The sequence below is a fragment of the Streptomyces sp. S6 genome (assembly GCF_054880855.1).
In genome coordinates this window covers 21,444-44,020 of record NZ_JBTYMC010000007.1, presented here as the reverse complement: position 1 = coordinate 44,020, position 22,577 = coordinate 21,444, and the positions used below count along the sequence as shown (strand labels likewise).

General features: G+C 69.0%; 19 protein-coding genes and 2 tRNA genes. 4 read left to right on the top strand and 17 right to left on the bottom strand.

Going from position 1 to position 22,577, the window contains the following annotated elements; genetic code table 11:
* Window positions 1–137 precede the first annotated feature (137 nt).
* From mreD to ACVNF4_RS02095, 7 genes are all read right to left on the bottom strand, one after another.
* Entirely contained in the window at window positions 138–812 is a 675-nt protein-coding gene (gene mreD, locus ACVNF4_RS02125; RefSeq protein ID WP_461800890.1) for a rod shape-determining protein MreD, read from the bottom strand.
* Between the two features lie 15 nt (window positions 813–827).
* Window positions 828–1,784: a rod shape-determining protein MreC gene (mreC, locus tag ACVNF4_RS02120; RefSeq protein ID WP_461800889.1), complete on the bottom strand. Its 957-nt coding sequence runs from the start codon at window positions 1,782–1,784 to the stop codon at window positions 828–830.
* Between the two features lie 161 nt (window positions 1,785–1,945).
* Complete coding sequence (locus ACVNF4_RS02115) at window positions 1,946–2,965, bottom strand: rod shape-determining protein (protein ID WP_010355320.1); 1,020 nt, start codon at window positions 2,963–2,965, stop codon at window positions 1,946–1,948.
* A 332-nt stretch (window positions 2,966–3,297) separates the two neighbouring features.
* Complete coding sequence (ndk, locus tag ACVNF4_RS02110) at window positions 3,298–3,711, bottom strand: nucleoside-diphosphate kinase (RefSeq protein ID WP_461800888.1); 414 nt, start codon at window positions 3,709–3,711, stop codon at window positions 3,298–3,300.
* Window positions 3,712–3,774: 63 nt separating this feature from the next.
* Complete coding sequence (locus ACVNF4_RS02105) at window positions 3,775–4,134, bottom strand: DUF4233 domain-containing protein (RefSeq protein WP_461800887.1); 360 nt, start codon at window positions 4,132–4,134, stop codon at window positions 3,775–3,777.
* Between the two features lie 2 nt (window positions 4,135–4,136).
* Window positions 4,137–5,621 (bottom strand): bifunctional tetrahydrofolate synthase/dihydrofolate synthase, encoded by a 1,485-nt coding sequence (gene folC, locus ACVNF4_RS02100; protein WP_461800886.1) that lies wholly within the window; start codon window positions 5,619–5,621, stop codon window positions 4,137–4,139.
* 209 nt (window positions 5,622–5,830) lie between these two features.
* Window positions 5,831–8,452 carry a valine--tRNA ligase gene (locus tag ACVNF4_RS02095; RefSeq protein WP_461800885.1) on the bottom strand — a complete coding sequence of 874 codons (2,622 nt, stop codon included), beginning with the start codon at window positions 8,450–8,452 and terminating at the stop codon, window positions 5,831–5,833.
* A gap of 136 nt (window positions 8,453–8,588) precedes the next feature.
* On the opposite strand from ACVNF4_RS02095, the gene ACVNF4_RS02090 reads away from it, so the two are divergent.
* On the top strand, window positions 8,589–9,551 hold the full coding sequence (locus ACVNF4_RS02090) for a hypothetical protein (protein WP_461800884.1): 963 nt from the start codon (window positions 8,589–8,591) through the stop codon (window positions 9,549–9,551).
* Between the two features lie 157 nt (window positions 9,552–9,708).
* Here ACVNF4_RS02090 and clpX read toward each other — a convergent pair whose 3' ends face one another.
* The 5 genes from clpX to ACVNF4_RS02065 all read right to left on the bottom strand — a co-directional run bounded on the left by clpX (window position 9,709) and on the right by ACVNF4_RS02065 (window position 14,957).
* Window positions 9,709–10,998, bottom strand: a complete 1,290-nt coding sequence (gene clpX / locus ACVNF4_RS02085; protein WP_461800883.1) for an ATP-dependent Clp protease ATP-binding subunit ClpX — start codon at window positions 10,996–10,998, stop codon at window positions 9,709–9,711.
* A 180-nt stretch (window positions 10,999–11,178) separates the two neighbouring features.
* A complete protein-coding gene (locus ACVNF4_RS02080) occupies window positions 11,179–11,859 on the bottom strand; it encodes an ATP-dependent Clp protease proteolytic subunit (RefSeq protein ID WP_461800882.1) in 681 nt (226 codons plus the stop codon).
* A 593-nt stretch (window positions 11,860–12,452) separates the two neighbouring features.
* Window positions 12,453–13,061 carry an ATP-dependent Clp protease proteolytic subunit gene (locus tag ACVNF4_RS02075; protein WP_461800900.1) on the bottom strand — a complete coding sequence of 203 codons (609 nt, stop codon included), beginning with the start codon at window positions 13,059–13,061 and terminating at the stop codon, window positions 12,453–12,455.
* Window positions 13,062–13,315: 254 nt separating this feature from the next.
* A complete protein-coding gene (gene tig, locus ACVNF4_RS02070) occupies window positions 13,316–14,710 on the bottom strand; it encodes a trigger factor (RefSeq protein ID WP_461800881.1) in 1,395 nt (464 codons plus the stop codon).
* A gap of 170 nt (window positions 14,711–14,880) precedes the next feature.
* Window positions 14,881–14,957, bottom strand: a tRNA-Pro gene (locus ACVNF4_RS02065).
* Window positions 14,958–15,113: 156 nt separating this feature from the next.
* On the opposite strand from ACVNF4_RS02065, the gene ACVNF4_RS02060 reads away from it, so the two are divergent.
* Window positions 15,114–15,184 (top strand) — tRNA-Gly (locus ACVNF4_RS02060).
* Window positions 15,185–15,242: 58 nt separating this feature from the next.
* Here the strand turns inward: ACVNF4_RS02060 and ACVNF4_RS02055 are convergent.
* The 4 genes from ACVNF4_RS02055 to ACVNF4_RS02040 all read right to left on the bottom strand — a co-directional run bounded on the left by ACVNF4_RS02055 (window position 15,243) and on the right by ACVNF4_RS02040 (window position 18,437).
* Window positions 15,243–15,437: a hypothetical protein gene (locus ACVNF4_RS02055; protein ID WP_461800880.1), complete on the bottom strand. Its 195-nt coding sequence runs from the start codon at window positions 15,435–15,437 to the stop codon at window positions 15,243–15,245.
* Window positions 15,438–15,586: 149 nt separating this feature from the next.
* Window positions 15,587–16,768, bottom strand: a complete 1,182-nt coding sequence (locus ACVNF4_RS02050; RefSeq protein ID WP_461800879.1) for a SpoIIE family protein phosphatase — start codon at window positions 16,766–16,768, stop codon at window positions 15,587–15,589.
* A 179-nt stretch (window positions 16,769–16,947) separates the two neighbouring features.
* Window positions 16,948–17,757, bottom strand: a complete 810-nt coding sequence (locus tag ACVNF4_RS02045; RefSeq protein ID WP_461800878.1) for an Fpg/Nei family DNA glycosylase — start codon at window positions 17,755–17,757, stop codon at window positions 16,948–16,950.
* Window positions 17,758–17,951: 194 nt separating this feature from the next.
* Complete coding sequence (locus tag ACVNF4_RS02040) at window positions 17,952–18,437, bottom strand: ribose-5-phosphate isomerase (protein WP_461800877.1); 486 nt, start codon at window positions 18,435–18,437, stop codon at window positions 17,952–17,954.
* A gap of 200 nt (window positions 18,438–18,637) precedes the next feature.
* Between ACVNF4_RS02040 and ACVNF4_RS02035 the strand changes: the two genes are divergently transcribed.
* Window positions 18,638–20,062, top strand: coding sequence for an amino acid permease (locus ACVNF4_RS02035; RefSeq protein WP_461800876.1), 1,425 nt, complete (start codon window positions 18,638–18,640; stop codon window positions 20,060–20,062).
* Here the strand turns inward: ACVNF4_RS02035 and ACVNF4_RS02030 are convergent.
* Entirely contained in the window at window positions 20,049–21,611 is a 1,563-nt protein-coding gene (locus ACVNF4_RS02030) for a serine/threonine-protein kinase (RefSeq protein WP_461800875.1), read from the bottom strand. The genes ACVNF4_RS02035 and ACVNF4_RS02030 overlap by 14 nt on opposite strands.
* A gap of 237 nt (window positions 21,612–21,848) precedes the next feature.
* Here ACVNF4_RS02030 and ACVNF4_RS02025 point away from each other — a divergent pair, with 237 nt between their 5' ends.
* Window positions 21,849–22,568, top strand: a complete 720-nt coding sequence (locus ACVNF4_RS02025) for an LPXTG cell wall anchor domain-containing protein (RefSeq protein ID WP_461800874.1) — start codon at window positions 21,849–21,851, stop codon at window positions 22,566–22,568.
* The last annotated feature ends 9 nt before the right edge of the window (window positions 22,569–22,577 follow it).

The window sequence follows — 22,577 nt, the reverse complement described above, 5'->3', positions numbered from 1 at the left end:
CGAATGTCCGTACGCCTCATGAACGGCCGGGCCACCCGCCCGCGTTCCCCCGCCGTTCACCCCTGCGAGTGAACCTCGCGCAGAAATCCCGGCCGCCGAATCCACAGCCCCGGCCGCCTCGCCCGACTCCCCCGTCCTCAAAGCCTCTTCACCCCTTTGATCCGCCCCGTCCGCGCGGCGGACCTCTTCGCCGCCTTCATCTTCAGCCCGCTCCCCCGCTGCCCCCCGATCCGCAGCCCGGTCCCCGACGACAGCCACCCGGCGGACACGTCCCGCGCTTTGGCAGCCGAACCGGCCTCGGCCAGCGGATCGTTGTCGGCCCGCCGCGCCAGGAACATCACGGCGGGCACGACGAAGGGCGCGAGCAGCAGGTCGTACAGGGCGGCGCTGAACAGCAGCCCCCCGAGCCCGACATGCCGTGCGGCGGTGTCCCCGACCAGCGCCCCGACCATCGCGTACAGCAGCGTCGACCCGATCGCCGACGCGACGACCACCAGCATCGGAGCCGTGGCCGACTTCAGCCGCCCGGTCTCGGGTTTGATCAGCCCGGCCGCGTACCCGATGACGCTGAGGACGAGGGCGTACCGCCCGGCGGCGTGGTCGGCGGGCGGGGCGAGGTCGGCCAACAGACCCGCGCCGAACCCGATCAGGGCCCCGCTGGTGTGCCCGTAGACCATCGCGAGGCCGAGGACCGTCAGGAGCAGGAGGTCGGGGACCGCGCCGGGGAGGTGGAGCCGGGCCAGCACGCTGACCTGGACGACCAGGGCCACGACGACGAGGGTCGCGGAGAGCAGAATGCGGTTGACGCGCATGAAAAGTGTCAGCTCCTACTGCTCTTGCTGCTGGCCGCTGCGCCGGCCTTGGTCCGGTGCCGTCGCGCCCGGGGTGACCGTCACGGTGACGGTCGGCGTGGGGACGGGCTTCGGCTTGCTCGGGAGGACCGTGTCACGCGGGTCCTTCTTGGGGGCCTCGACGACGACCCCGACGATGTCGAGCTTCGTGAAGCTGACGTACGGCGTGACGTACAGCGTCCGCGTCAGGTCGCCGCCGGAGGGGTCGACCCGGGAGACGATGCCGACCGGCACGCCCGGCACGAACGGCTTGTCGGCCTGGGAGCCGAAGGTCACCAGCCGGTCGCCCTTCTTCACCTCGGCCTTGCCGTTGAGGAGTTCGACGCGCAGCGGCCGGTCCCCCTGCCCCGACGCGAACCCGAGTTCGTCGCCGGCCTCCATGCGGGTGCCGACGGTGAAGTCGGGGTCGCTGGCGAGCAGCACGGTCGAGGAGTTCGGGCCGACCGTCGTCACCCGCCCGACCAGACCGTCGCCGTTCAGGACCGTCATGTCGCGCTGGATGCCGTCGCGCGCGCCGACGTCGATGGTGATCGTCCAGGAGAAGCCCTGGGCCGCTCCTATGGCGATGACCTGCGCGCCCTTGATGCCGTACTGGCCCTCGCCGGCGATCTTCAGCATCCGGTCGAGCTGCGTGAGGCGGCTGCGGTTGCGGTCGTCGCTGCCGAGCTTGGCCTTGAGGGCGGCGTTCTCCTTCTCCAGGGCCGCGAGCCGGTCGTGGCGCTTGCCGGAGTCGCGTACGGCCGAGACGGCGTTGCCGATGGGGTCGACCGCGGAGGCCATGCCGTTCTCGATGGGGCCGAAGACCGTCGCGGCGGCCTGCCGGGCGCCGTCGACCGGGGAGTCCTCACCCCCTCGGATGTCGACCGTGATCAGCGCGAACGAGACGGCGACCAGGAGTACCAGGAGCAGCCGGCTCTCTCGTGTGTCCCTCACGTGCGGCGGCCGTGCCTTCCTCGTAGTGATGCGTAGAAATTCGGGAAGCCCTGCCGCGAAGTCACTCGGGAACAGGGGTCTTTGGGGGAGCTTATGCCTCTATATCAACGATCCGCCGCACGAGAAGGGATCGTCTCGTACGGCGGAATCGAAGCGTTACGTCATCTGCGCGGGGCTGCGTCCAGCACCTGCTGGAGCGCCTCGAACTCCTCGACGCACTTGCCGGAGCCGAGCGCGACGCTGTCGAGCGGGTCCTCGGCGATGTGGATCGGCATGCCGGTCTCCCGGCGGAGCCGCTCGTCGAGGCCGCGCAGCAGGGCGCCGCCGCCGGTGAGGACGATGCCTCGGTCCATGATGTCGCCGGACAGCTCGGGCGGGCACTTGTCGAGGGTCGTCTTCACGGCGTCGACGATCGCGTTGACCGGTTCCTCGATCGCCTTGCGGACCTCGGCGGCCGAGATGACGACCGTCTTGGGCAGCCCGGAGACAAGGTCACGGCCGCGGATCTCGGTGTGCTCGTCGTCGTCGAGGTCGTACGCCGAACCGATCGTGATCTTGATCTGCTCGGCCGTGCGCTCACCGAGGAGGAGGGAGTACTCCTTCTTGATGTGCTGGATGATCGCGTTGTCCAGCTCGTCGCCGGCGACGCGGATGGACTGGGCGGTGACGATGCCGCCGAGGGAGATGACGGCGACCTCGGTGGTGCCGCCGCCGATGTCGACGACCATGTTGCCGGTCGCCTCGTGGACCGGCAGGCCCGAGCCGATGGCGGCGGCCATGGGCTCCTCGATGATGTGCACCTGGCGGGCGCCCGCCTGCGTCGACGCCTCGATGACGGCGCGGCGCTCGACGCCGGTGATACCGCTGGGCACGCACACGACGACGCGGGGCCGGGCGAGATAGCGGCGCTTGTGGATCTTCAGGATGAAGTAGCGCAGCATCCGCTCGGTGATCTCGAAGTCGGCGATCACGCCGTCCTTGAGCGGGCGCACGGCGACGATGTTGCCGGGCGTGCGGCCGATCATCTTCTTCGCCTCGGAGCCGACCGCGAGGATGCCACCGGTGTTGGTGTTGATCGCGACCACTGACGGCTCGTTGAGGACGATCCCGCGACCCCTGACGTACACCAGCGTGTTGGCGGTCCCGAGGTCGACAGCCATGTCACGGCCGATGAACGACATTGAGTTCCCCATCAGGATTCGTCTGGCCTTCCCACAAGCTTTTGAGGGCTTTTCAGGACGGCGAAGTGGGTGCGGTGACGTGAAGGATTACATCGTAGACGCGCCATCACGGACACCGCGCGAGGGTCTTCGCCATTGTCAGCACGTGCCGACCCGCCTCGCTTGTGGAGACGGTCCATCGGAGGCACGCGTTCCCCCGATCGGCACCGCATATGCCGAAGGACGGCCGAAAATGTACGGCCGTCCCCGAACTGTCGAACAGGCGAGCTGACTCTCCGTCAAAAACGTCCACGAAAACTCCCTAAAGGTTCATGGACGGCCCTGGACGACGGTCAGTCGCGCCCCGGGAAGAACAGCTTGACCTCGCGCTCCGCCGACTCCTCCGAGTCCGAGGCGTGGATCAGGTTCTCCCGGACGATGACCCCGAAGTCACCCCGGATCGAGCCCGGCGCCGCGGCGATCGGGTCCGTCGGACCGGCCAGCTGCCGCACGCCCTCGATGACCCGCTCACCCTCGACGATCAGCGCGACGACCGGGCCGGACGCCATGAACTCCATCAGCGGCTCGTAGAACGGCCGGCCCACGTGCTCCGCGTAGTGCTGCTCCAGGATGTCCCGGCCCAGCGTCCGCAGCTCCAGCGCGGTGATCCGCCAGTCCGCCTTGCGCTCGATACGGCCGATGATCTCGCCGGTCAGGCCACGACGGACGGCGTCGGGCTTGAGGAGGACGAGGGTGCGCTGGCTCACTGGGAAGCTCCTTCGCTGCTGATGTGCGGTGCCACGAGGTTACAGGGCGTGTCGGTACCGCCGTCACGCAGCGTCAGGTGTAGTGGAGGCCGCCGCCTGCGCGGCGAACCTCGCCTTCGCCTCGTCGACCTTCCGGCCGTAGTGCACCGACGCCCACCACAGCGCCGCGAAGACCGCGCCCATGAAGAACATCAGCGGGACGAAGACGCCGGACAGGATCAGCGCGATCTGAAGGGCCCAGCCGAGCGCGATCCCGCCGGGCCGGGTGACGACGCCGCACAGCAGGACACTCAGCCCCATCAGCACGCCGCACACCGTCCAGACCGTCCCCATCGACAGGTCCGGGTCCTTCATCGCCACCAGGCCGGCGAAACCGATGACAAAGAATTCACCGATCAATGTCGACGAACACAGCGTGCGCATCCTCAGCGCCCTCCCAGGAGCACGCGGGCCTCGCCCACGGTGATGACGGAGCCGGTGACGAGGACGCCGGCGCCGGAGAACTCGCCGTCCTCCTCGGCCAGGGTGATCGCGGCCTCAAGGGCGTCGGGGAGACGGGGCTCGACCTGGACGCGGTCCTCGCCGAAGACCTCGACGGCGACGGCGGCCAGCTCGTCCGCGTCCATCGCCCGCGCCGTCGAGTTCTGCGTGACGACGATCTCCGCGAAGATCGGCTCGAACGCCTCAAGGAGGCCCCGGACGTCCTTGTCGCCGCTCGCGCCGACGACCCCGATCAGCCGGCTGAAGTCGAACACCTCGCTGATCGCGTCGGCGGTGACCTGCGCGCCCGCCGGGTTGTGCGCGGCGTCCAGGACGACCGTCGGGGAGCGCCGGACGATCTCCAGGCGGCCCGGCGAGGTGACCTTGGCGAACGCCTTGCGGACGACGTCGAGGTCGAGGGGTTCCGCGCGGGCCGCGCCGACGCCGAAGAACGCCTCCACCGCGGCCAGCGCCACCGCAGCGTTGTGCGCCTGGTGGGCGCCGTGCAGCGGGAGGAACACCTCGGGGTACTCGCCGCCGAGGCCGCGCAGGGTCAGCAGTTGGCCGCCGACGGCGACCTGTCGCTCGACGACCCCGAACTCCAGGCCCTCGCGCGCGACCGTCGCGTCGACCTCGACCGCGCGCTTCAGCAGGACCTGCGCGGCGTCGACCGGCTGCTGGGAGAGGATCACCGTCGCGTCCTGCTTGATGACCCCGCCCTTCTCCACCGCGATCTCCGCGGGGGTGGAGCCGAGGCGGTCCGTGTGGTCCAGGGAAATGGGGGTGATCACGGCGACGTCCGCCTCGATCACGTTCGTCGCGTCCCAGGTGCCGCCCATGCCGACCTCGACGACCGCGACGTCCACCGGGGCGTCCGCGAACGCCGCGTACGCCATGCCCGTCAGGACCTCGAAGAAGGAGAGGCGGAAGTCCTCCTTCGCGTCGACCATCTCGACGTAGGGCTTGATGTCCTCGTACGTCTCGACGAAGCGCTCCGCGGAGATGGGGGCGCCGTCGAGGCTGATGCGTTCGGTGATCGACTGGACGTGGGGGGAGGTGTAGCGGCCGGTGCGCAGTTCGAAGGCGCCGAGGAGGGACTCGATCATCCTCGCCGTGGACGTCTTGCCGTTGGTGCCGGTGATGTGGATCGCCGGGTAGGAGTTCTGGGGTTCGCCCAGGACGTCCATCAGCGCGGCGATCCGCTTGACCGACGGCTCCAGCTTCGTCTCGCCCCAGCGCGTCGCCAGCTCCGACTCGACGGTGCGCAGCGCGGCGTCCACCTCGGGGTCGGCCGGGCGGCTCGGGACGTCCTCGGCTTGCCCTGCGCCCTGGGTCCGGAGCGTCCGGCTCCCCGCCTCGATGACCGCGAGGTCGGGGTCGCGGTCGGTCTCGGCGGCGATGATCTCGTCGAACGGGTCGCTTTGTGTCACGAGAGCCAGTCTACGGAGCGCCGCCGACATCGGGTGGGTCCGGGGCGTATCGCCCAGTGCGGTGAACGGCGGGTGCGGGCGCGTCGTGGTTGCTCGCGCAGTTCCCCGCGCCCCTAAGGAACCTCAAGTCACCGGCACTGCGGAGCCACCCGCTCCCCGGGATACACCAGGGCCCCGGTGCTTCCGCAGCACCGGGGCCCTGTCGTGGTTCACGCCTTCGGGAGGTTCTCCAGCTGGGTGGTGATCCTCGCGATGTCCTCGTCCGCCTTCGTCAGGCGGGCCTTGATCTTGGCGACGACGTTCTCCGGGGCCTTGCCGACGAAGGCTTCGTTGCCGAGCTTCTTCTCGGCCTCGGCCTTCTCCTTCTCGGCGGCTTGGAGGTCCTTGGTCAGGCGCTTGCGCTCGGCCTCGACGTCGATCGTGCCGGAGAGGTCGAGGGCGACCGAGGCGCCGGCCACGGGGAGGGTCGCCGTCGCGGCGAACTCGTCCGTCTCGGGCTGGAGGCGGAGGAGCTGGCGGATGGCGGCCTCGTGCGCGGCGAGCGGCGTGCCGTCGAGGACCAGGCGGGCCGGGACCTTCTGGCCGTCCTTGAGGCCCTGCTCCTTGCGGAAGCGGCGGACTTCGGTGACGACCTGCTGGACGAGGGCGATCTCCTGCTCGGCGGCGTCGTCGCGGAAGCCCGAGTCTGCGGGCCACTCGGCGGTGACGAGGGTCTCGCCGCCCGTCAGCGTCGTCCACAGGGTGTCCGTGACGAACGGGATCACCGGGTGGAGGATGCGGAGCATGACGTCGAGGACCTCGCCGAGGACGCGGGCCGAGACCTTGGCCTGGTCGCCGCCCGCGAAGAAGGTCGGCTTGGACAGCTCGACGTACCAGTCGAAGACCTCGTCCCACGCGAAGTGGTAGAGGGCCTCGCTGAGCTTGGCGAACTGGAAGTCGTCGTAGAAGGCGTCGACTTCGGCGACCGTCTTGTTCAGGCGGGAGAGGATCCAGCGGTCGGTGGCCGACAGGGCCTCCACCGGCGGGAGTTCACCCTCGACCGTCGCGCCGTTCATCAGGGCGAAGCGCGTCGCGTTCCACACCTTGTTGGTGAAGTTGCGGGACGCCTGGACCCAGTCCTCGCCGATCGGGACGTCCGCGCCGGGGTTGGCGCCCTTGGCGAGGGTGAAGCGGACGGCGTCGGAGCCGTACTTGTCCATCCAGGTCAGGGGGTCGACGGCGTTGGGGTTCGACTTGGACATCTTCTTGCCGAACTCGTCGCGGACGAGACCGGTCAACGCGATGGTCTTGAAGGGGACTTCGCCGTCCATCGCGTAGAGGCCGAACATCATCATCCGGGCGACCCAGAAGAAGATGATGTCGTGGCCGGTGAGGAGGACGTCGGTCGAGTAGAACTTCTCCAGGTCCGGGGTCTTCTCCGGCCAGCCGAGGGTGGAGAAGGGCCACAGGCCCGAGGAGAACCAGGTGTCGAGGACATCGGCGTCCTGCGTCCAGCCCTCGCCGGTGGGCGGCTGCTCGTCGGGGCCGACGCAGACGACCTCGCCGTCCGGGCCGTACCAGATCGGGATGCGGTGGCCCCACCACAACTGGCGCGAGATGCACCAGTCGTGCATGTTGTCGACCCAGTCGAAGTACCGCTTCGACATGTCCTCGGGGTGGATCGCGACGCGGCCGTCCCGGACGGCGTCCCCGGCGGCCTTCGCGAGGGGCGCGACCTTGACCCACCACTGCATGGACAGGCGCGGCTCGACGGTCGTCTTGCAGCGCGAGCAGTGGCCCACGGAGTGCATGTACGGCCGCTTCTCGGCGACGATCCGGCCCTGTTCCTTGAGCGCGCCGACGACGGCCGAGCGCGCCTCGAAGCGGTCGAGGCCGAGGAAGGGACCGTGGACGGTGATGATCCCGTGCTCGTCCATGATCGTCATGTTCGGCAGGTCGTGCCGACGGCCGATCTCGAAGTCGTTCGGGTCGTGCGCCGGGGTCACCTTGACGGCGCCGGTGCCGAACTCGGGGTCGACGTGGGTGTCCGCGACGACCGGGATCGTGCGGTCGGTCAGCGGGAGCTTGATCCGCTTGCCGACGAGGTGCCGGTACCGCTCGTCGTCGGGGTGGACGGCGACGGCCGTGTCGCCGAGCATCGTCTCCGCGCGGGTCGTCGCGACGACGAGGCTGTCCTCGCCCTCGCCGTACCGGATGGAGACCAGCTCGCCGGCGTCCTCCTGGTACTCGACCTCGATGTCGGAGATGGCCGTCAGACAGCGCGGGCACCAGTTGATGATGCGCTCGGCGCGGTAGATCAGCTCGTCGTCGTAGAGGCGCTTGAAGATGGTCTGGACGGCCTTGGAGAGGCCCTCGTCCATCGTGAAGCGCTCGCGGGACCAGTCGACGCCGTCGCCGAGGCGGCGCATCTGGCCGAGGATCTTGCCGCCGTACTCGTCCTTCCACTGCCAGACGCGGGAGGTGAACTCCTCGCGGCCCAGGTCGTGGCGGGACTTGCCCTCCTCGGCGAGCTGCTGCTCGACCTTGTTCTGGGTGGCGATACCGGCGTGGTCCATACCGGGCAGCCACAGGGACTCGAAGCCCTGCATGCGCTTGCGGCGGGTCAGGGCGTCCATCAGCGTGTGCTGGAAGGCGTGGCCGAGGTGCAGCGAACCGGTGACGTTCGGCGGGGGGATGACGATCGTGTACGGCGGCTTGTCGCTCGCCGCGTCCGCCTCGAAGTAACCGCGCTCTACCCAGCGCTCGTACAGCGCCCCCTCTACCTCGGCCGGCGCGTACTGGGTCGGCAGGTCGGTGGTGGGCTCTGGGCGCTGCTGAGAGTTCTCGGTCACGGGCCCAGTTTACGGGGGCCGGGGGTCGTCCAGAAACGCGATTGTCCGGTGGCGGCCCCGACCCCGATGCCGTGGGTCGCCCGGGGCTGGGCCAGGATGTCAGGAACACGTGAGGCATCTGGAGGGGATCCCAGGGATGAGCAACAACCAGCCGGGGCCGTACGGCGGTCAGCCGCAGCAGCCCGGTCCGTACGGCTCGCCGGGTCCCTATGGGCAGCCGGGTCCGTACGGGCAGCAGCCGCAGGCCAACCCCTACACGCAGCCGACGCAGCCGATGGGGCAGGTGCAGGCGCCCCAGGCCCCCTACGGGCAACCCCCTTACGGGCAGGCCCCCTACGGGGCTCCCCCGATGCAGCAGCCGCCCGTGCCGGCGCCTGCGAAGAAGAAGCGTGCCGGGCTGATCGTCGGGATCGCGGCCGTCGTCGTGGCCGTCGCGGTGGGCGCGTACGTCGTGGTCGGCAGCGGTGGTGGGGGCGGGCTGGAGAACGACGGGGCGCACCGGCTGGACACCCCCGCGAAGGTCGCCACCGAGTACAAGCGGGTCGGCAAGGGTGGTGAGACGAGCGACGCGGACACCGTCAAGTACCTCCAGATGAGCGGCGTGAAGGACGGCAAGGCGGTCGTCGGGCAGTGGTCCACGGCCGACTTCGGGGAGGACTTCGACCCGCGCAACCCGGACCCGGCCAAACTGCCGCCCCAGGCCGAGCTGTTGACCTCCCGGGGGGTGACGATGCTGGGCGGGTACGGGGAGATAGCCGACCCCGAGGTGACCCTCGACAGGTACTTCGCCGCGATCACCGCGCAGATCGAGGCGAACAACGCGAAGATCGCGTCCGGCGGTTCGGCTCCGGGTGCCTCGAAGACGACCCTCGAAGGGCAGCCGGAGAAGGTCGACATCGACGGCGCCGCCGCCAAGTGCCAGGCCGCCACCAGCGTCAACAGCCTGACGAAGAAGACCGCCACGGACTGGTTCTGCATCTGGGCCGACTACAGCACCGTCGCCATGGTCTCCCCCGGCGACAACACGAAGAGCGTCGACAAGGCCACCGCGATCGACATCACGACCAAGCTGCGCAAGGACGTTCGCGTCAAGGTGTGAGGTGAGCGGCGTGCGCCTTCCCTCGCGTTCGCGCCGTCTGCCCGCAGGACGGGCCGGGCGGGGGCGGCGGAGGAGGACGCGACATCGGCGCCCCACAGCCCGAAGGGCCCCCGGAACTCGGTTCCGGGGGCCCTTCGGCACAGCAACTGTCAGACGCTCACGCCGACTTCTGCTCCCCCGGCCCACGCCCGCCGCGCGAATCCCTCGGGATCAGCGTCGGGTTGACGTTGGAGAGGACGACGTCGGCGGTGATGACGACGCGGGCGACGTCCTTGCGGGACGGGACCTCGTACATGACGCCCTGGAGGACCTCTTCCATGATGGCGCGCAGGCCTCGGGCGCCGGTCTGGCGGAGGATCGCCTGGTCGGCGATGGCTTCGAGGGCCTCGCGCTCGAAGTCCAGCTCCACGCCGTCGAGTTCGAAGAGGCGCTGGTACTGCTTGACCAGCGCGTTGCGGGGCTCGATGAGGATCTGGAGGAGGGCCTCGCGGTCGAGGTTGTGCACGGAGGTGATGACGGGGAGGCGGCCGATGAACTCGGGGATCATGCCGAACTTGACGAGGTCCTCCGGCATGACCTCCTCGAACTGGTCCTTGGCCGCCAGCTCGCGCTTGGAGCGGATCGTCGCGCCGAAGCCGATGCCCTTGGCGCCAGCCCTGGCCTCGATGATCTTCTCCAGGCCCGCGAAGGCGCCGCCCACGATGAACAGGACGTTCGTCGTGTCGATCTGGATGAACTCCTGGTGCGGGTGTTTGCGGCCACCCTGCGGGGGAACCGACGCGGTCGTCCCCTCCAGGATCTTCAGCAGGGCCTGCTGGACGCCCTCACCGGAGACGTCGCGCGTGATCGAGGGGTTCTCGCTCTTGCGGGCGACCTTGTCGATCTCGTCGATGTAGATGATCCCGGTCTCGGCCTTCTTGACGTCGTAGTCCGCCGCCTGGATCAGCTTGAGCAGGATGTTCTCGACGTCCTCGCCGACGTACCCGGCCTCGGTCAGCGCCGTCGCGTCGGCGATCGCGAACGGGACGTTCAGCATGCGCGCGAGGGTCTGGGCGAGGAGGGTCTTGCCCGAGCCGGTGGGGCCGAGCAGGAGGATGTTGGACTTCGCGAGCTCGATGGCGTCCTCGCGGCCCTGGCCGCCGCCGTTCTCACCGGCCTGGACGCGCTTGTAGTGGTTGTACACCGCTACCGAGAGGGCCTTCTTCGCGGCCTCCTGGCCGACGACGTACCCCTCCAGGAACTCGTAGATCTCGCGGGGCTTGGGGAGTTCCTCCCAGCGCACCTCGCTCGTCTCGGCGAGCTCCTCCTCGATGATCTCGTTGCAGAGATCGATGCACTCGTCGCAGATGTACACACCAGGCCCTGCGATGAGCTTCTTGACCTGCTTCTGGCTCTTGCCGCAGAACGAGCACTTGAGCAGATCGCCGCCGTCACCGATGCGTGCCACGGTGTGCTTCCCCTTCGCCATGGGAGACGCCTGGACGCTACGAGTCCAGCGGCTCCTGGTGCTGCCTTACATCGACGGTACCTTGCCTGGCCCCCCGTTCGGGCCCCCCTTGGCACGGTTCACTTTGACGTGGACCGTGTCAAACCGTGCCAAGGGGCTCCAGACGGATTCGCCTGAGCGTCAACGGATGGACGCGTTGTTCATCTTGCGGGTGGAGATGATCTGGTCCACGAGGCCGTACGCGAGCGCGTCCTCGGCGGTCAGGATCTTGTCGCGCTCGATGTCCTCGCGGATCTTCTCGATCGGCGTGGTCGAGTGCTTGGCCAGCATGTCCTCCAGCTGCGCGCGCATCCGGAGGATTTCGTTGGCCGCGATCTCCAGGTCGGAGACCTGGCCTCGGCCGGTCTCGCTGTAGGGCTGGTGGATCAGGACCCGGGCGTTCGGCAGGGCCATGCGCTTGCCGGGGGTGCCGGCGGCGAGCAGGATCGCGGCGGCGGAGGCCGCCTGGCCCATGCAGACCGTCTGGATGTCCGGCTTCACGAACTGCATGGTGTCGTAGATCGCGGTCAGCGCGGTGAAGGAGCCGCCGGGGCTGTTGATGTAGACCGAGATGTCCCGGTCGGGGTCCATCGACTCCAGGCACAGGAGCTGCGCCATGACGTCGTTGGCGGACGCGTCGTCGACCTGCACGCCGAGGAAGATGACCCGCTCCTCGAAGAGCTTCGCGTACGGGTCGTACTCGCGGATGCCCTGGGAGGTGCGCTCGACGAAGCGGGGGATCACGTAGCGGGACTCGGCCTGCGGGCCGGTGTACTCGGCCATGGTCCGGTCGTACAGTCCGCTGCCGGGAAAGCTGTTCACGGTGTTCTCCTGAAGAAGCTGTGCTGGGCGGTGGCTGGTGGGGCGATGAGGAGCGGGGCGTGTTCGGGGGTCCGGGGCGGGTCGTACGGGGTGCCGGCCGTACGGGCCCCTGGGGGTCGTACGGGACCGGTGGGCCCCGAGAGGCTCTTCACCTACGGGTCGTACGGGTCCGGCGGCCTCACGGCCCCCTGCGGGTCCCTACGGCCTTCCAGGGCCCCTGAGGGCTCTGTCGGGGCTTTCGGGTCTCGCCGGGGAGGCCGGGGAGCTCCAGGGGCGCTGAGGGCGTTCCCCTAGGGGCTCCGGGACCGTCCGGGCCGAGCCCCTGGGGGCCACGGCCCTTCCGGACCCGGTCCCGGGGTCAAGTCCCTTCCGGACACGGCCCCTTCGGGGTCCTGGCCCTTTCCGGGTTCCGGCCCTTCGCGGTTCCGGCCCTTTCGAGGCCAGCCCCGCGGAGGTGCGCGGCCCTTCGGGGTCCCGTGCCCGCGAGGGTCCCGTCCCCTGGTGGGTTCGGGGCGTCCGATCCCGTCGGGTCCCGGGCGTCGGGTCGGCCCTCCTCAGGTGGCCGGCCCGGACCCTGGCGAACCCCCGGAGGGCTACGCTCCGGTGCCGCCGCCGCCCGGCATACCGGCGGCCGTGGCGATGACGTCGTCGATGAGGCCGTACTCCTTGGCCTCGTGGGCGTCGAACCAGCGGTCGCGGTCCGAGTCGCGGGTGATCTGCTCGACCGTCTGGCCGGTGTGCAGCGAGGTCAGCTCGGCCATGCGCTTCTTGGTGTGCAGGAGGCGCTCGGCGTGGATCTTGATGTCCGAGGCCGAACCGGCGAGGCCGGCGGACGGCTGGTGGATCAGGATCTCGGCGTTCGGGAGCGCGAAGCGCTTGCCGGGGGTGCCCGCGCTGAGCAGGAACTGGCCCATGGACGCGGCGAGGCCCATCGCGATCGTCATCACGTCGTTCTTGATGAACTGCATCGTGTCGTAGATCGCCATGCCCGCGGTGATCGAGCCGCCGGGGCTGTTGATGTAGAGGTTGATGTCCTTCTCGGGGTCGGCCGCCGCGAGGAGCAGCAGCTGCGCCGTGATCTTGTTCGCGATGTCGTCGTCCACCGGCTGGCCGAGGAAGATGATCCGCTCGTTGAGCAGTCGGTTGTAGACATGGTCGCCGAGTCCACCGCCGATAGACGGCTCGCCTGCGGCGGAGGGCATCAGATTCGTCACGTATCCACCTGCTCGTCTTACGACGGCGCCGGGCCGTCTCACGTTTCCCTGCGGGGGCCTTCGGCTGTTCAGCCGATAACGCAGGCCCTTTATCCATGGACCCTAACGCGCGGGTCCGTTCGGGGAATCCCGCAAAGGGAAGTGTTCGCCGGGGGCGTAGACCAGCGGCACTTGATGGCCGGAAACGAACAACGGACCCCGGGTCCGAAAGAACCCGGGGTCCGTCGTCAGCTTGCTGCGGATCAGGCGTCGGCCTTCTCGTCGGCCTTGTCCTCGGACGCGGTCTCGGCGGCGGCCTCGACAGCCTCCGCCTCGTCCTCGTCCTCGTCGTCCAGGTCGATGACCTCGCCGTTGGTGTCCTTCACCGTGGCGGACTCGACGACCAGGGCCAGAGCCTTGCCCCGGGCGACCTCGCCGACGAGCAGCTGGACCTGGTTGCCCTCGACGACCGCCTGGGCGAACTGGTCGGGGGACATGCCGGAGGAGGCGGCGCGGCGCATGAGGTGCTCGGTCAGCTCTTCCTGGTTCACGGAGAGCTTCTCGCGCTTGGTCAGCTCGTCGAGGACGAACTGGGTCTTGATGCCCTTGACCGCGGCGTCACGGGTCTCGGTGTCGAACTCCTCGGCGGTCTTGCCCTGGAGTTCCAGGTACTTGTCGAGGTCGAGGCCCATCTGCGGGAGCTGGTGGTGCTCCAGGTTGTGCTTGCGGGTGTTGATCTCCTCTTCGAGGAGGTTCTCGGGCACCGGCACCTCGACGATGTCGAGGAGCTTCTCCAGGACGCGCTCCTGCGCCTGCGTGGCCTGGTCGTACTGCTTCATGTTCTCCAGGCGCTTGCGGCTGTCCGCCTTCAGCTCCTCCAGCGTGTCGAACTCGGAGGCGAGCTGCGCGAACTCGTCGTCCAGCTCGGGGAGTTCACGGGCGGCGACCTGGGTGACCTTGACGGTGACCTCGGCCTCCTTGCCCGCGCCGGTGCCGCCCTTCAGCTCGGAGGTGAAGGTGGCCTCGCCACCGGCCTCCAGGCCCTTGACGGCGTCGTCGATGCCTTCGAGCAGCTCGCCGGAGCCGATCGTGTAGGAGACGCCGTTCGCGATGCCGTCCTCCAGCACCTCGCCGTCGACCTTGGCCTCCAGGTCGACGGTGACGACGTCGCCGTCCTCGGCGGCGCGCTCGACCGGGGAGGTCGAGGCGAAGCGCTCGCGGAGCTGCTCGACCGACTTCTCGATGTCCTCGTCGGTGACCTCGACGGCGTCGACCTCGACCTCGATGGAGGAGAAGTCCTCGGGGAGCTCAAGGGCGGGGCGGACGTCGACCTCGGCGGTGAAGTTCAGCGTCTCGCCGTCCTTCAGCTCCGTGATGTCGACCTCGGGCTGGCCCAGGACGCTCAGCTCGGCCTCGTTGACCGCGTCGGTGTAGAACTTCGGGAGGGCGTCGTTGACGGCCTCCTCCAGGACGGCACCCCGGCCGAAGCGCTGGTCGATGACCCGGGCCGGGATCTTGCCCTTGCGGAAGCCCTTGACCGTGACCTGCTGGTTGATCTTCTTGTACGCCGCGTCGAGGCTGTCCTTGAGCTCCTCGAAGGGCACCTCGACAGTGAGCCGAACCCGAGTCGGGTTCAGGGTCTCCACGGCGCTCTTCACGGTTCGGTCTCCTTGGTGGCTGACTTCTTGGGGTTCCACCGGGACCCGAATCGGCCCGGTCGGTAGCCGCCCGGAGACTTCCAGAGAGTGAGAGACACGGGCGTGCAGCCTGCATAGTAACCGCAGCCGCCGAGGCACCCCAAAGCCGATCACGGCGATGATCGGCTTGCTGGTCGGGGTAGCGGGATTTGAACCCACGGCCTTCCGCTCCCAAAGCGGACGCGCTACCAAGCTGCGCCATACCCCGTGCTGGTGCGACACGTAGGGTACATGCCCGGACGCGGTCCGCACGTCGCATTCCACCGGCGCACGGGGGCACGGGAGACGGGATGTGCGGCGAGGGGGTCCAGCGGCTACTATGCATCAGGCGCTGCGGGCTTCTGTGACCTGCGGCATCACGTATGCGGGCGTAGCTCAATGGTAGAGCCCCAGTCTTCCAAACTGGCTACGCGGGTTCGATTCCCGTCGCCCGCTCTGTGCACGACGAGAGCCGGGCCGGAAGTTTCGACTTCCGGCCCGGCTCTCGTGTTTCTCAGAACTTGATGGCGCCGATCGACTCCGCCAGGGAGTTCATGAAGCGGCTGATGGACGGGGCCATCCCCGTCGAGGCGAGGAAGAAGCCGAAGAGGACGGCGATGATGGCGGGGCCGGCCTTGATGCTGCCTCCTCGGACCATGACCACCAGGATGACCGCCAACAGCACCACCACTGACAGTGAAATCGCCACGACTGATCACACATCCTCGTTCGGTTCGCTCTCCACAGAGCATCGTGCCACCAACTGGGGCGTCTCATGCGGGGCGTTGCGTATCAGCCGCTTATGAACCGGTGAACTTACTCCGCCCAAATCCGGCCAATCACACGGAAGTCGGGGCGTCAGAAGCGGGACGGCGTCGCCGTCGGACCCTCGCGGCAGACCAGAAGGAGGGCCCGGTCGTCGTTGACGTCCTTGGCCACCGCCTCGATGAGGTGCCAGGCGGCGCCCTGGAAGCCGCCGGCGACGTAGCGGTCGGCTTCGCCGGTGAGCCTGTCGATGCCTTCGACGATGTCGCGGTCGGAGGTCTCCACCAGGCCGTCCGTGAAGAGCATCAGGACGTCGCCGGGGCGCAACGAGCCCTTCACCGGGTCGAATTGAGCACCCTCGTAGACGCCGAGGAGGGGGCCTTCCGCCGCCTTCTCCTCCCAGCGGCCACTGCCCGCGCTGAGCTGGAGGCCCGGCGGGTGGCCCGCCGAGTACAGCTCGTAGTCGCCCGAGTCGAGGTCCAGGACGAGGTGGATCGACGTCGCGAAGCCCTCGTCCCAGTCCTGGCGCAGGAGGTAGCCGTTGGCGGCGGGGAGGAAGGCGTGGGGCGGGAGGGAACCGAGGAGGCCGCCGAAGGCTCCGGAGAGGAGGAGGGCGCGGGAGCCGGCGTCCATGCCCTTGCCGGAGACGTCCGTGAGGACGACCTCCATCGTGCGACCGCCGTTCGTGCGGGCGGCGACCACGAAGTCACCGGAGAACGACTGGCCGCCGGCCGGGCGCAGCGCCATCTCGCGGTGCCAGCCCGGCGGCAGTTTCGGCAGCTTGCTCTGGACGCGGATGCGCTCACGGAGGTCGAAGAGCATCGTCCCGCCCCGCCGCCAGGGGACCCCGACGCGGCTGCGGAACTGGGCGATCAGCAGGCCGAAGGAACCGCAGGCGGCGACGACGAGGACGACGCCCGGCGTGACACGTGACGGGCCTTCCGTGTACGGGCCCAGCCGCACCGACTCGACGATCAGTGCCGTCGCCGCCGCCGCGTACAGGGCGAGCAGGCTGGAGGGGCGCAGCAGGAGTCCCCCGGCGACGATCGGGAGGACCAGCGCGGCCGGGGAGAACCAGACCGAGTTGGCGAGGGTCGCGGCGGCGATGACGGGGACGGTGAGCAGGAGGCCGGCCAGCGCGACCCAGTCGGAGCCGTCGCCCCGGAAGTAGTCCACGGCGCTTCTGCGCACGCCGGTGCGGACCCGGTGCATCAGATGCCGCAACCGGGCCGCGAACGTCTCGGCTTCCGCACGCCGCTGTCGTCCTGCTGTCATTAGTTCGGGACCCTATCCATCCAACCCGCCGCTTGGCACGGGAGGTCCCACTTGTCCCCCGTCCGAGGCTCGACTTCACAGTCAACTTCATGGAAAGCGTTCTCCGGGCGGGGAGGAGGAAATTCGCTCACTCGTCCGTCAATGCCCGAAAAGGACGGCTGCGTGCCGTCCGGGAGGCCCTAGGCCGGCTGACAGGTGGGGCACCAGAAGAGGTTGCGGGAGGACAGGTCCGCCGTGCGGATGGGGGTGGCGCAGAGGTGGCAGGGCTGGGAGGTGCGGCGGTAGACGTAGACCTCGCCGCCGTGGTCGTCCACGCGGGGTGGACGGTTCATCGCCTCGGGGGTGTGTTCGGGGCGGACCGTGTCGATGCGGTTGTTGCGGACGCCCTCGCGCATCAGGGCCACCAGGTCTGTCCAGATCGCGTCCCATTCCGGGCGGGTGATGTCCTTGCCCTGGCGGTAGGGGTCGATGTGGTGGCGGAAGAGGACTTCCGCGCGGTAGACGTTGCCGACGCCCGCGATGATCTTCTGGTCGAGGAGGAGGGCGGCGATGGTGGTGCGGCTGCGGTGGACGCGGGTGTAGGCGGCCGTGGGGTCGGCGTCCTCGCGGAGGGGGTCGGGGCCGAGGCGGGCGTGTATCGCCTGCTTCTCCTGCGGGGTGATGAGGGCGCAGGTGGTGGGGCCCTTGAGGTCCACGTACGCCGTGTCGTTGGTGAGGCGCAGGCGGGTGGTGTCCGTGGGTGGGGGTGCGGGAGGGGTGCCGAAGGTGACCTTGCCGAAGAGGCCGAGGTGGATGTGGATCCAGTCGGTGTCGCGGAAGCCGAGGAAGAGGTGTTTGCCGTGGGCCTCGGTGGTGGTGAGTTCCGTGCGGGTGAGGAGGGCCGCGGCGTCGGAGAACTTGCCCTGGGGGCTGGTCACTTCGGGGGGTGTGCCGTGGAAGCGGGACGCGTAGTCCTGGGCCAGGCGGTGGATCGTGTGCCCCTCCGGCACGGTGGCTCCTCTCGTCGGGGCGGGGGGTTTTCTCGCCCCCGCCGCCCCTACCCGTCCCATCCTTGAAGGGGCTGCCACCCCTTCAACCCCGCTGTCGGCCCTGAAGGGGCCTCGTCCTCAAACGCCGGACGGGCTGAAATATCGAACCCTGCGTCGAGAAAGTGCCCGCAGACACCGGACGGGCTGAAAGATCGCTACTGCTGCGGGTGATGCGCCGGAATTTCCGGCAAGTTGCCCGTCGTCTCGTACTCGCTCAGCATCTCGATGCGGCGGATGTGGCGTTCGTCACCGGAGAACGGGGTCGCGAGGAAGGTTTCCACGAACTTGGTCGCTTCGTCCTGGGTGTGCATGCGGGCGCCTACGGCGACGACGTTGGCGTTGTTGTGCTGGCGGCCCAGCGACGCGGTCTCCTCGCTCCACGCGAGGGCCGCGCGGACGCCCTTGACCTTGTTCGCGGCGATCTGCTCGCCGTTGCCGGAGCCGCCGATGACGATGCCGAGGGAGTCGGGGTCGGCGGCGGTGCGCTCGGCGGCGCGGAGGCAGAAGGGGGGGTAGTCGTCCTGGGCGTCGTAGATGTGGGGGCCGCAGTCGACGGGGTCGTGACCGGCCGCCTTGAGCCATTCGACGAGGTGGTTCTTGAGTTCGAAGCCGGCATGGTCCGAGCCGAGATACACGCGCATGGGATGAGTGTGACATGGGGGTTGCGGGCAGGGGGGCAGGGGTGCGGCGGTCCGCAACGGCGAGGAACTGGACGAAACGTCCAGGAAAACGGTGTCACCGATCCTTAATGGCTGGTACACGAAAACTCTTACCTCGGTTTCACTGACCGCCAGCACTCGCACCCCACTCCCCTCCCCCACACCGCGTAAAGGACGTCCCCATGACCTCGCCCCCGACCCTGTCCCAGGAGACCCCGCAGGAACCCGGCCCCGGTCTCCAGGCGGGTCTGAAGAACCGGCACCTGTCGATGATCGCGATCGGCGGTGTGATCGGCGCCGGTCTGTTCGTCGGTTCCAGCTCCGGTATCGCGACGGCGGGCCCCGGCATCCTCCTGTCCTACGCCCTCGTCGGCACGCTCGTGGTGCTGGTGATGCGGATGCTGGGCGAGATGTCGGCGGCGAACCCGACGTCCGGCTCGTTCTCGGCGCACGCGGAGCGCGCGCTCGGCCCGTGGGCCGGGTTCACGATCGGCTGGCTGTACTGGTTCTTCTGGGTCGTGGTGCTGGCGGTGGAGGCGACGGCCGGGGCGAAGATCCTGGAGTCCTGGGTGCCGGCCGTGCCGCAGTGGGGGTGGGCACTGATCGTGATGGTGGTGCTGACGGCCACCAACCTCGTCTCCGTGGGCAGTTACGGGGAGTTCGAGTTCTGGTTCGCGGGGATCAAGGTCGTCGCGATCGGCGCGTTCATCGTGGTCGGCGGTCTCGCGGTGTTCGGGCTGCTGCCGGGCGTGGACAGCGACAAGGCGGGGCTCGGGAACCTCACGGACCACGGCGGCTTCCTGCCGAACGGCGCCGGCGCGATCCTCACCGGCGTCCTGCTGGTCGTCTTCTCGTTCATGGGCAGTGAGATCCCGACGCTGGCGGCGGGCGAGTCGGAGAACCCGCAGCAGGCGGTGACGAAGGCGACGAACAGTGTGATCTGGCGGATCGGGGTGTTCTACCTGGGCTCGATCTTCGTCGTGGTGGCGCTGCTGCCGTGGAACGACCCCTCGATCAAGGAGAAGGGCTCGTACGTCGCCGCCCTGGACTCGCTCGGCATCGCGCACGCCGGGCAGATCATGAACTTCATCGTGCTGACGTCGGTGCTGTCCTGCCTCAACTCCGGTCTGTACACGGCGTCCCGGATGGCGTTCTCACTGGGCCGGCGCGGGGACGCGCCGAAGTCGTTCGGGCGGACCAACGCGCGGGGTGTGCCGATGGCGGCGATCCTGTCGTCCGTGGTCTTCGGGTTCGTCGCGGTGTTCTTCAACTACGCCTACCCGGACTCGGTGTTCCTCTTCCTGGTCAACTCCTCCGGTGCGGTTGCCCTGTTCGTGTGGCTGGTGATCTGTTTCTCGCAGCTGCGGATGCGGAAGATCATGCAGGCGGAGTCGCCGGAGAAGCTCGTCGTGAAGATGTGGCTCTACCCGTATCTCACCTGGGCGACGGCCGGATTGATCGTCTTCGTGCTGGGTTACATGCTGACCGACACGGAGGGGGAGAGCAGCGGGCGTACGACCGTGCTGCTGTCGTTGGCGGTCGCGGCGGGCGTGCTGGCGGTGGCGGTGGTGAAGGACCGGATGCGCAAGAACCTCACAGCACCGTGAAGCTCTCCTTCACCTCCTCGTAGACCTTGAGGGCACTCTCCTCGACGCCCGGCTGGTACCACGTGTTGACCTGGAACGACTTCCCGTCCTGGTCGAACCCGAGCAGCCGGGCGTGCCAGGGGGTGCCCTTCAGTGTGAACGTGTACTCCCACAGGACCGCCGTCCTGCCCTTGAACTCCGTCTCCTCCAGGCGGAGTTTGCGATAGTTCTGGCCACGGTGCGCGTCCTGCTCGGACTTGCGCCACGAGTCGATCAACGTGCCTCGGGCGAGGGAGGACTTGGCGAGGAGTTCCTGGGTGCCGTCGGGTGAGGTGTAGTGCACCTCGGCCCCCGTCTTCACGTCCCTCCGCCAGCCTTCGGGGGTCTTCCAGGCGTATCCGCCGGCTTCTTCGTGGGTGCCGGGAGGTGGGGTGCGGGGGCGGACGGTGCCTTCGACGGTGGGTGAGGTGACGGGAGTTGTCGTGCCGCTCGCCTCGGGGCCGGGTTCCCCGCCGCCCGAGGTGAGGAGGACCGCGGTGACGACGACGGCGGCCACGGCGGCGACTCCGGCCGCGGCGAAGGCTGTTGTGCGGCGGTGGCGGGGTGGTTCCTGGGGGGTGGGGAACGGCGAGGGGGGTGTCCTGGGCGGACGGGGGAGGTGGGCGGTGTCGGGGTCGGGGGCGGGGGCGGGCGGGGTCTCGGGGGGTGCCGTCCCGGGGGGTGCCGTCCCGGGGGGTGCCGTCCCGGGGGGTGTCCCTTGCAACTGCCCTTGCTGGAGCCCCTGTTGCATCTCCCCCACCCGCACCGTCGGCGTCGGTTCCGGGAACGCCGCCCGGCGTAGCTCCCTCTCCAACTCGGTGAGGTCCGGCCGGAGTTCGGGTTCCTTGACCAGGAGCCGTCCGAGCACCCCGCTCAACGCCCCCGCGTTGTCCGGGAGTCGGGGTTCCTCGTAGAGCACGGCGTGCAGGGTCGCGAGCGTCGTGTCGCGGGCGAAGGGCGAGTGCCCGGCGAGAGCGGCGCACAGGGTCGCGCCGACGGACCAGATGTCGGACGGGGGTCCCTGGGGGCGGCCGGAGATGCGCTCGGGGGCCATGTAGTCGGGGGAGCCGACGATCATCCCGACCATGGTGAGCGCCTTGGCGTCCTGGATCGCCGCGATCCCGAAGTCGGTGAGGACGATCCGCTCGCCGTCGCCCTCGACCAGGACGTTCCCCGGCTTGATGTCCCGGTGCAGGACTCCGCCCGCGTGCACCTGCTGGAGGGCGGCGACGAGGCCGAGTCCGACGCGGGCGGCGGCGACGGGGCCGAGCGGGCCGTCGTCGAGCGTGATCCGCTCCAGGGACCGGCCGCGCACCAACTCCATGACGATCCACAGGAGTTCGCCCTCGTCGACGACGTCGTACACGCGGACCACGTTGGGGTGGTCGATGCGGGCGGTCGCGCGGGCCTCGCGCAGGGTGCGTTCGCGGCGGGTCCTGGTGTCCTCCGCGTCCGCGCCGTCGATGCTTATCTCCTTCACGGCGACAAGGCGGTCGAGTATTTCGTCGGCGGCCCGCCACACCCGCCCCATTCCTCCCTGTCCGATGCTGGCCGCCAACCGATAACGCCCGGCCACCAAAAGCCCGGGAACACCGCCGCTGCTGCTGTTCCTCGGCAATCCACTGCTCCCTTTCACCGGCCGTACCACCAGAAACACAATGGTCACACTTCAGGCCGTACCAGCATAGTGCGGAGAAATCTTGTGGTACCTCTTCAAGTACCGCGAATTCAGGCGCGGTATCAGGGGGAGTCTCAGAGGGGGACGGACATGAGTTCTCGGCACAACGCGGCGATCACCGGTGCCCTGGTCGCGGTCGGCTGGGCCGCGCTGCTGGTCGTGGCGCCGCAGGCGGGCGCGGACGATCAGGGGCCCGGCAGCGCGCAGGGCGGCAAGGCGATGGATCCGGCACCGGCCGGCGTCAAACTGACCACGACACTGCCCGAGCGCATCTCGGTCGACAACAGCACCAGGAAAACCGCCGTCACCGCCACCGTGAAAAACGAGGGCACGAAAGACAGTGGAAAGATCCGGCTGCTGGTCGTCGGTTTCGACGGCCTTTCGATCAACAGCGTCGAGGGCTGTACGCAGATCGAGAAGGCAGGCCTTCCCGAGGGCTCGAACAGTGGTTTCAATTGTCCGATCGACAATCTCGCGGCGGGTGCGAAGAAGTCGTTCGCGGTCGATGCGAGCTACGACCTGACCAAAAAGGGGAAGATCTGCCTGCCGGTCCAGTCGCCGGACGGCAAGAAGACGTACTGGCAGCAGGGTCCCGTCCCCTTCGGCTCCACCAACACCGCGCCCAACGCCCCCGCGACCCCGCTCCTGCTCGGCACCGACAACAAGCCGGTCACCCCCGGCGCGGACCAACTCCCCAGCACCGGACCGGCAGATGAGCTGCTCCCGCTGGGCGCGGCGGGGGCCGCGCTGATGGCGGCGGGCGCGGCCGGCGTGTGGTGGTCCCGGCGCCGTCCGGTGGGCGCGGAGTAACTCCCGTAC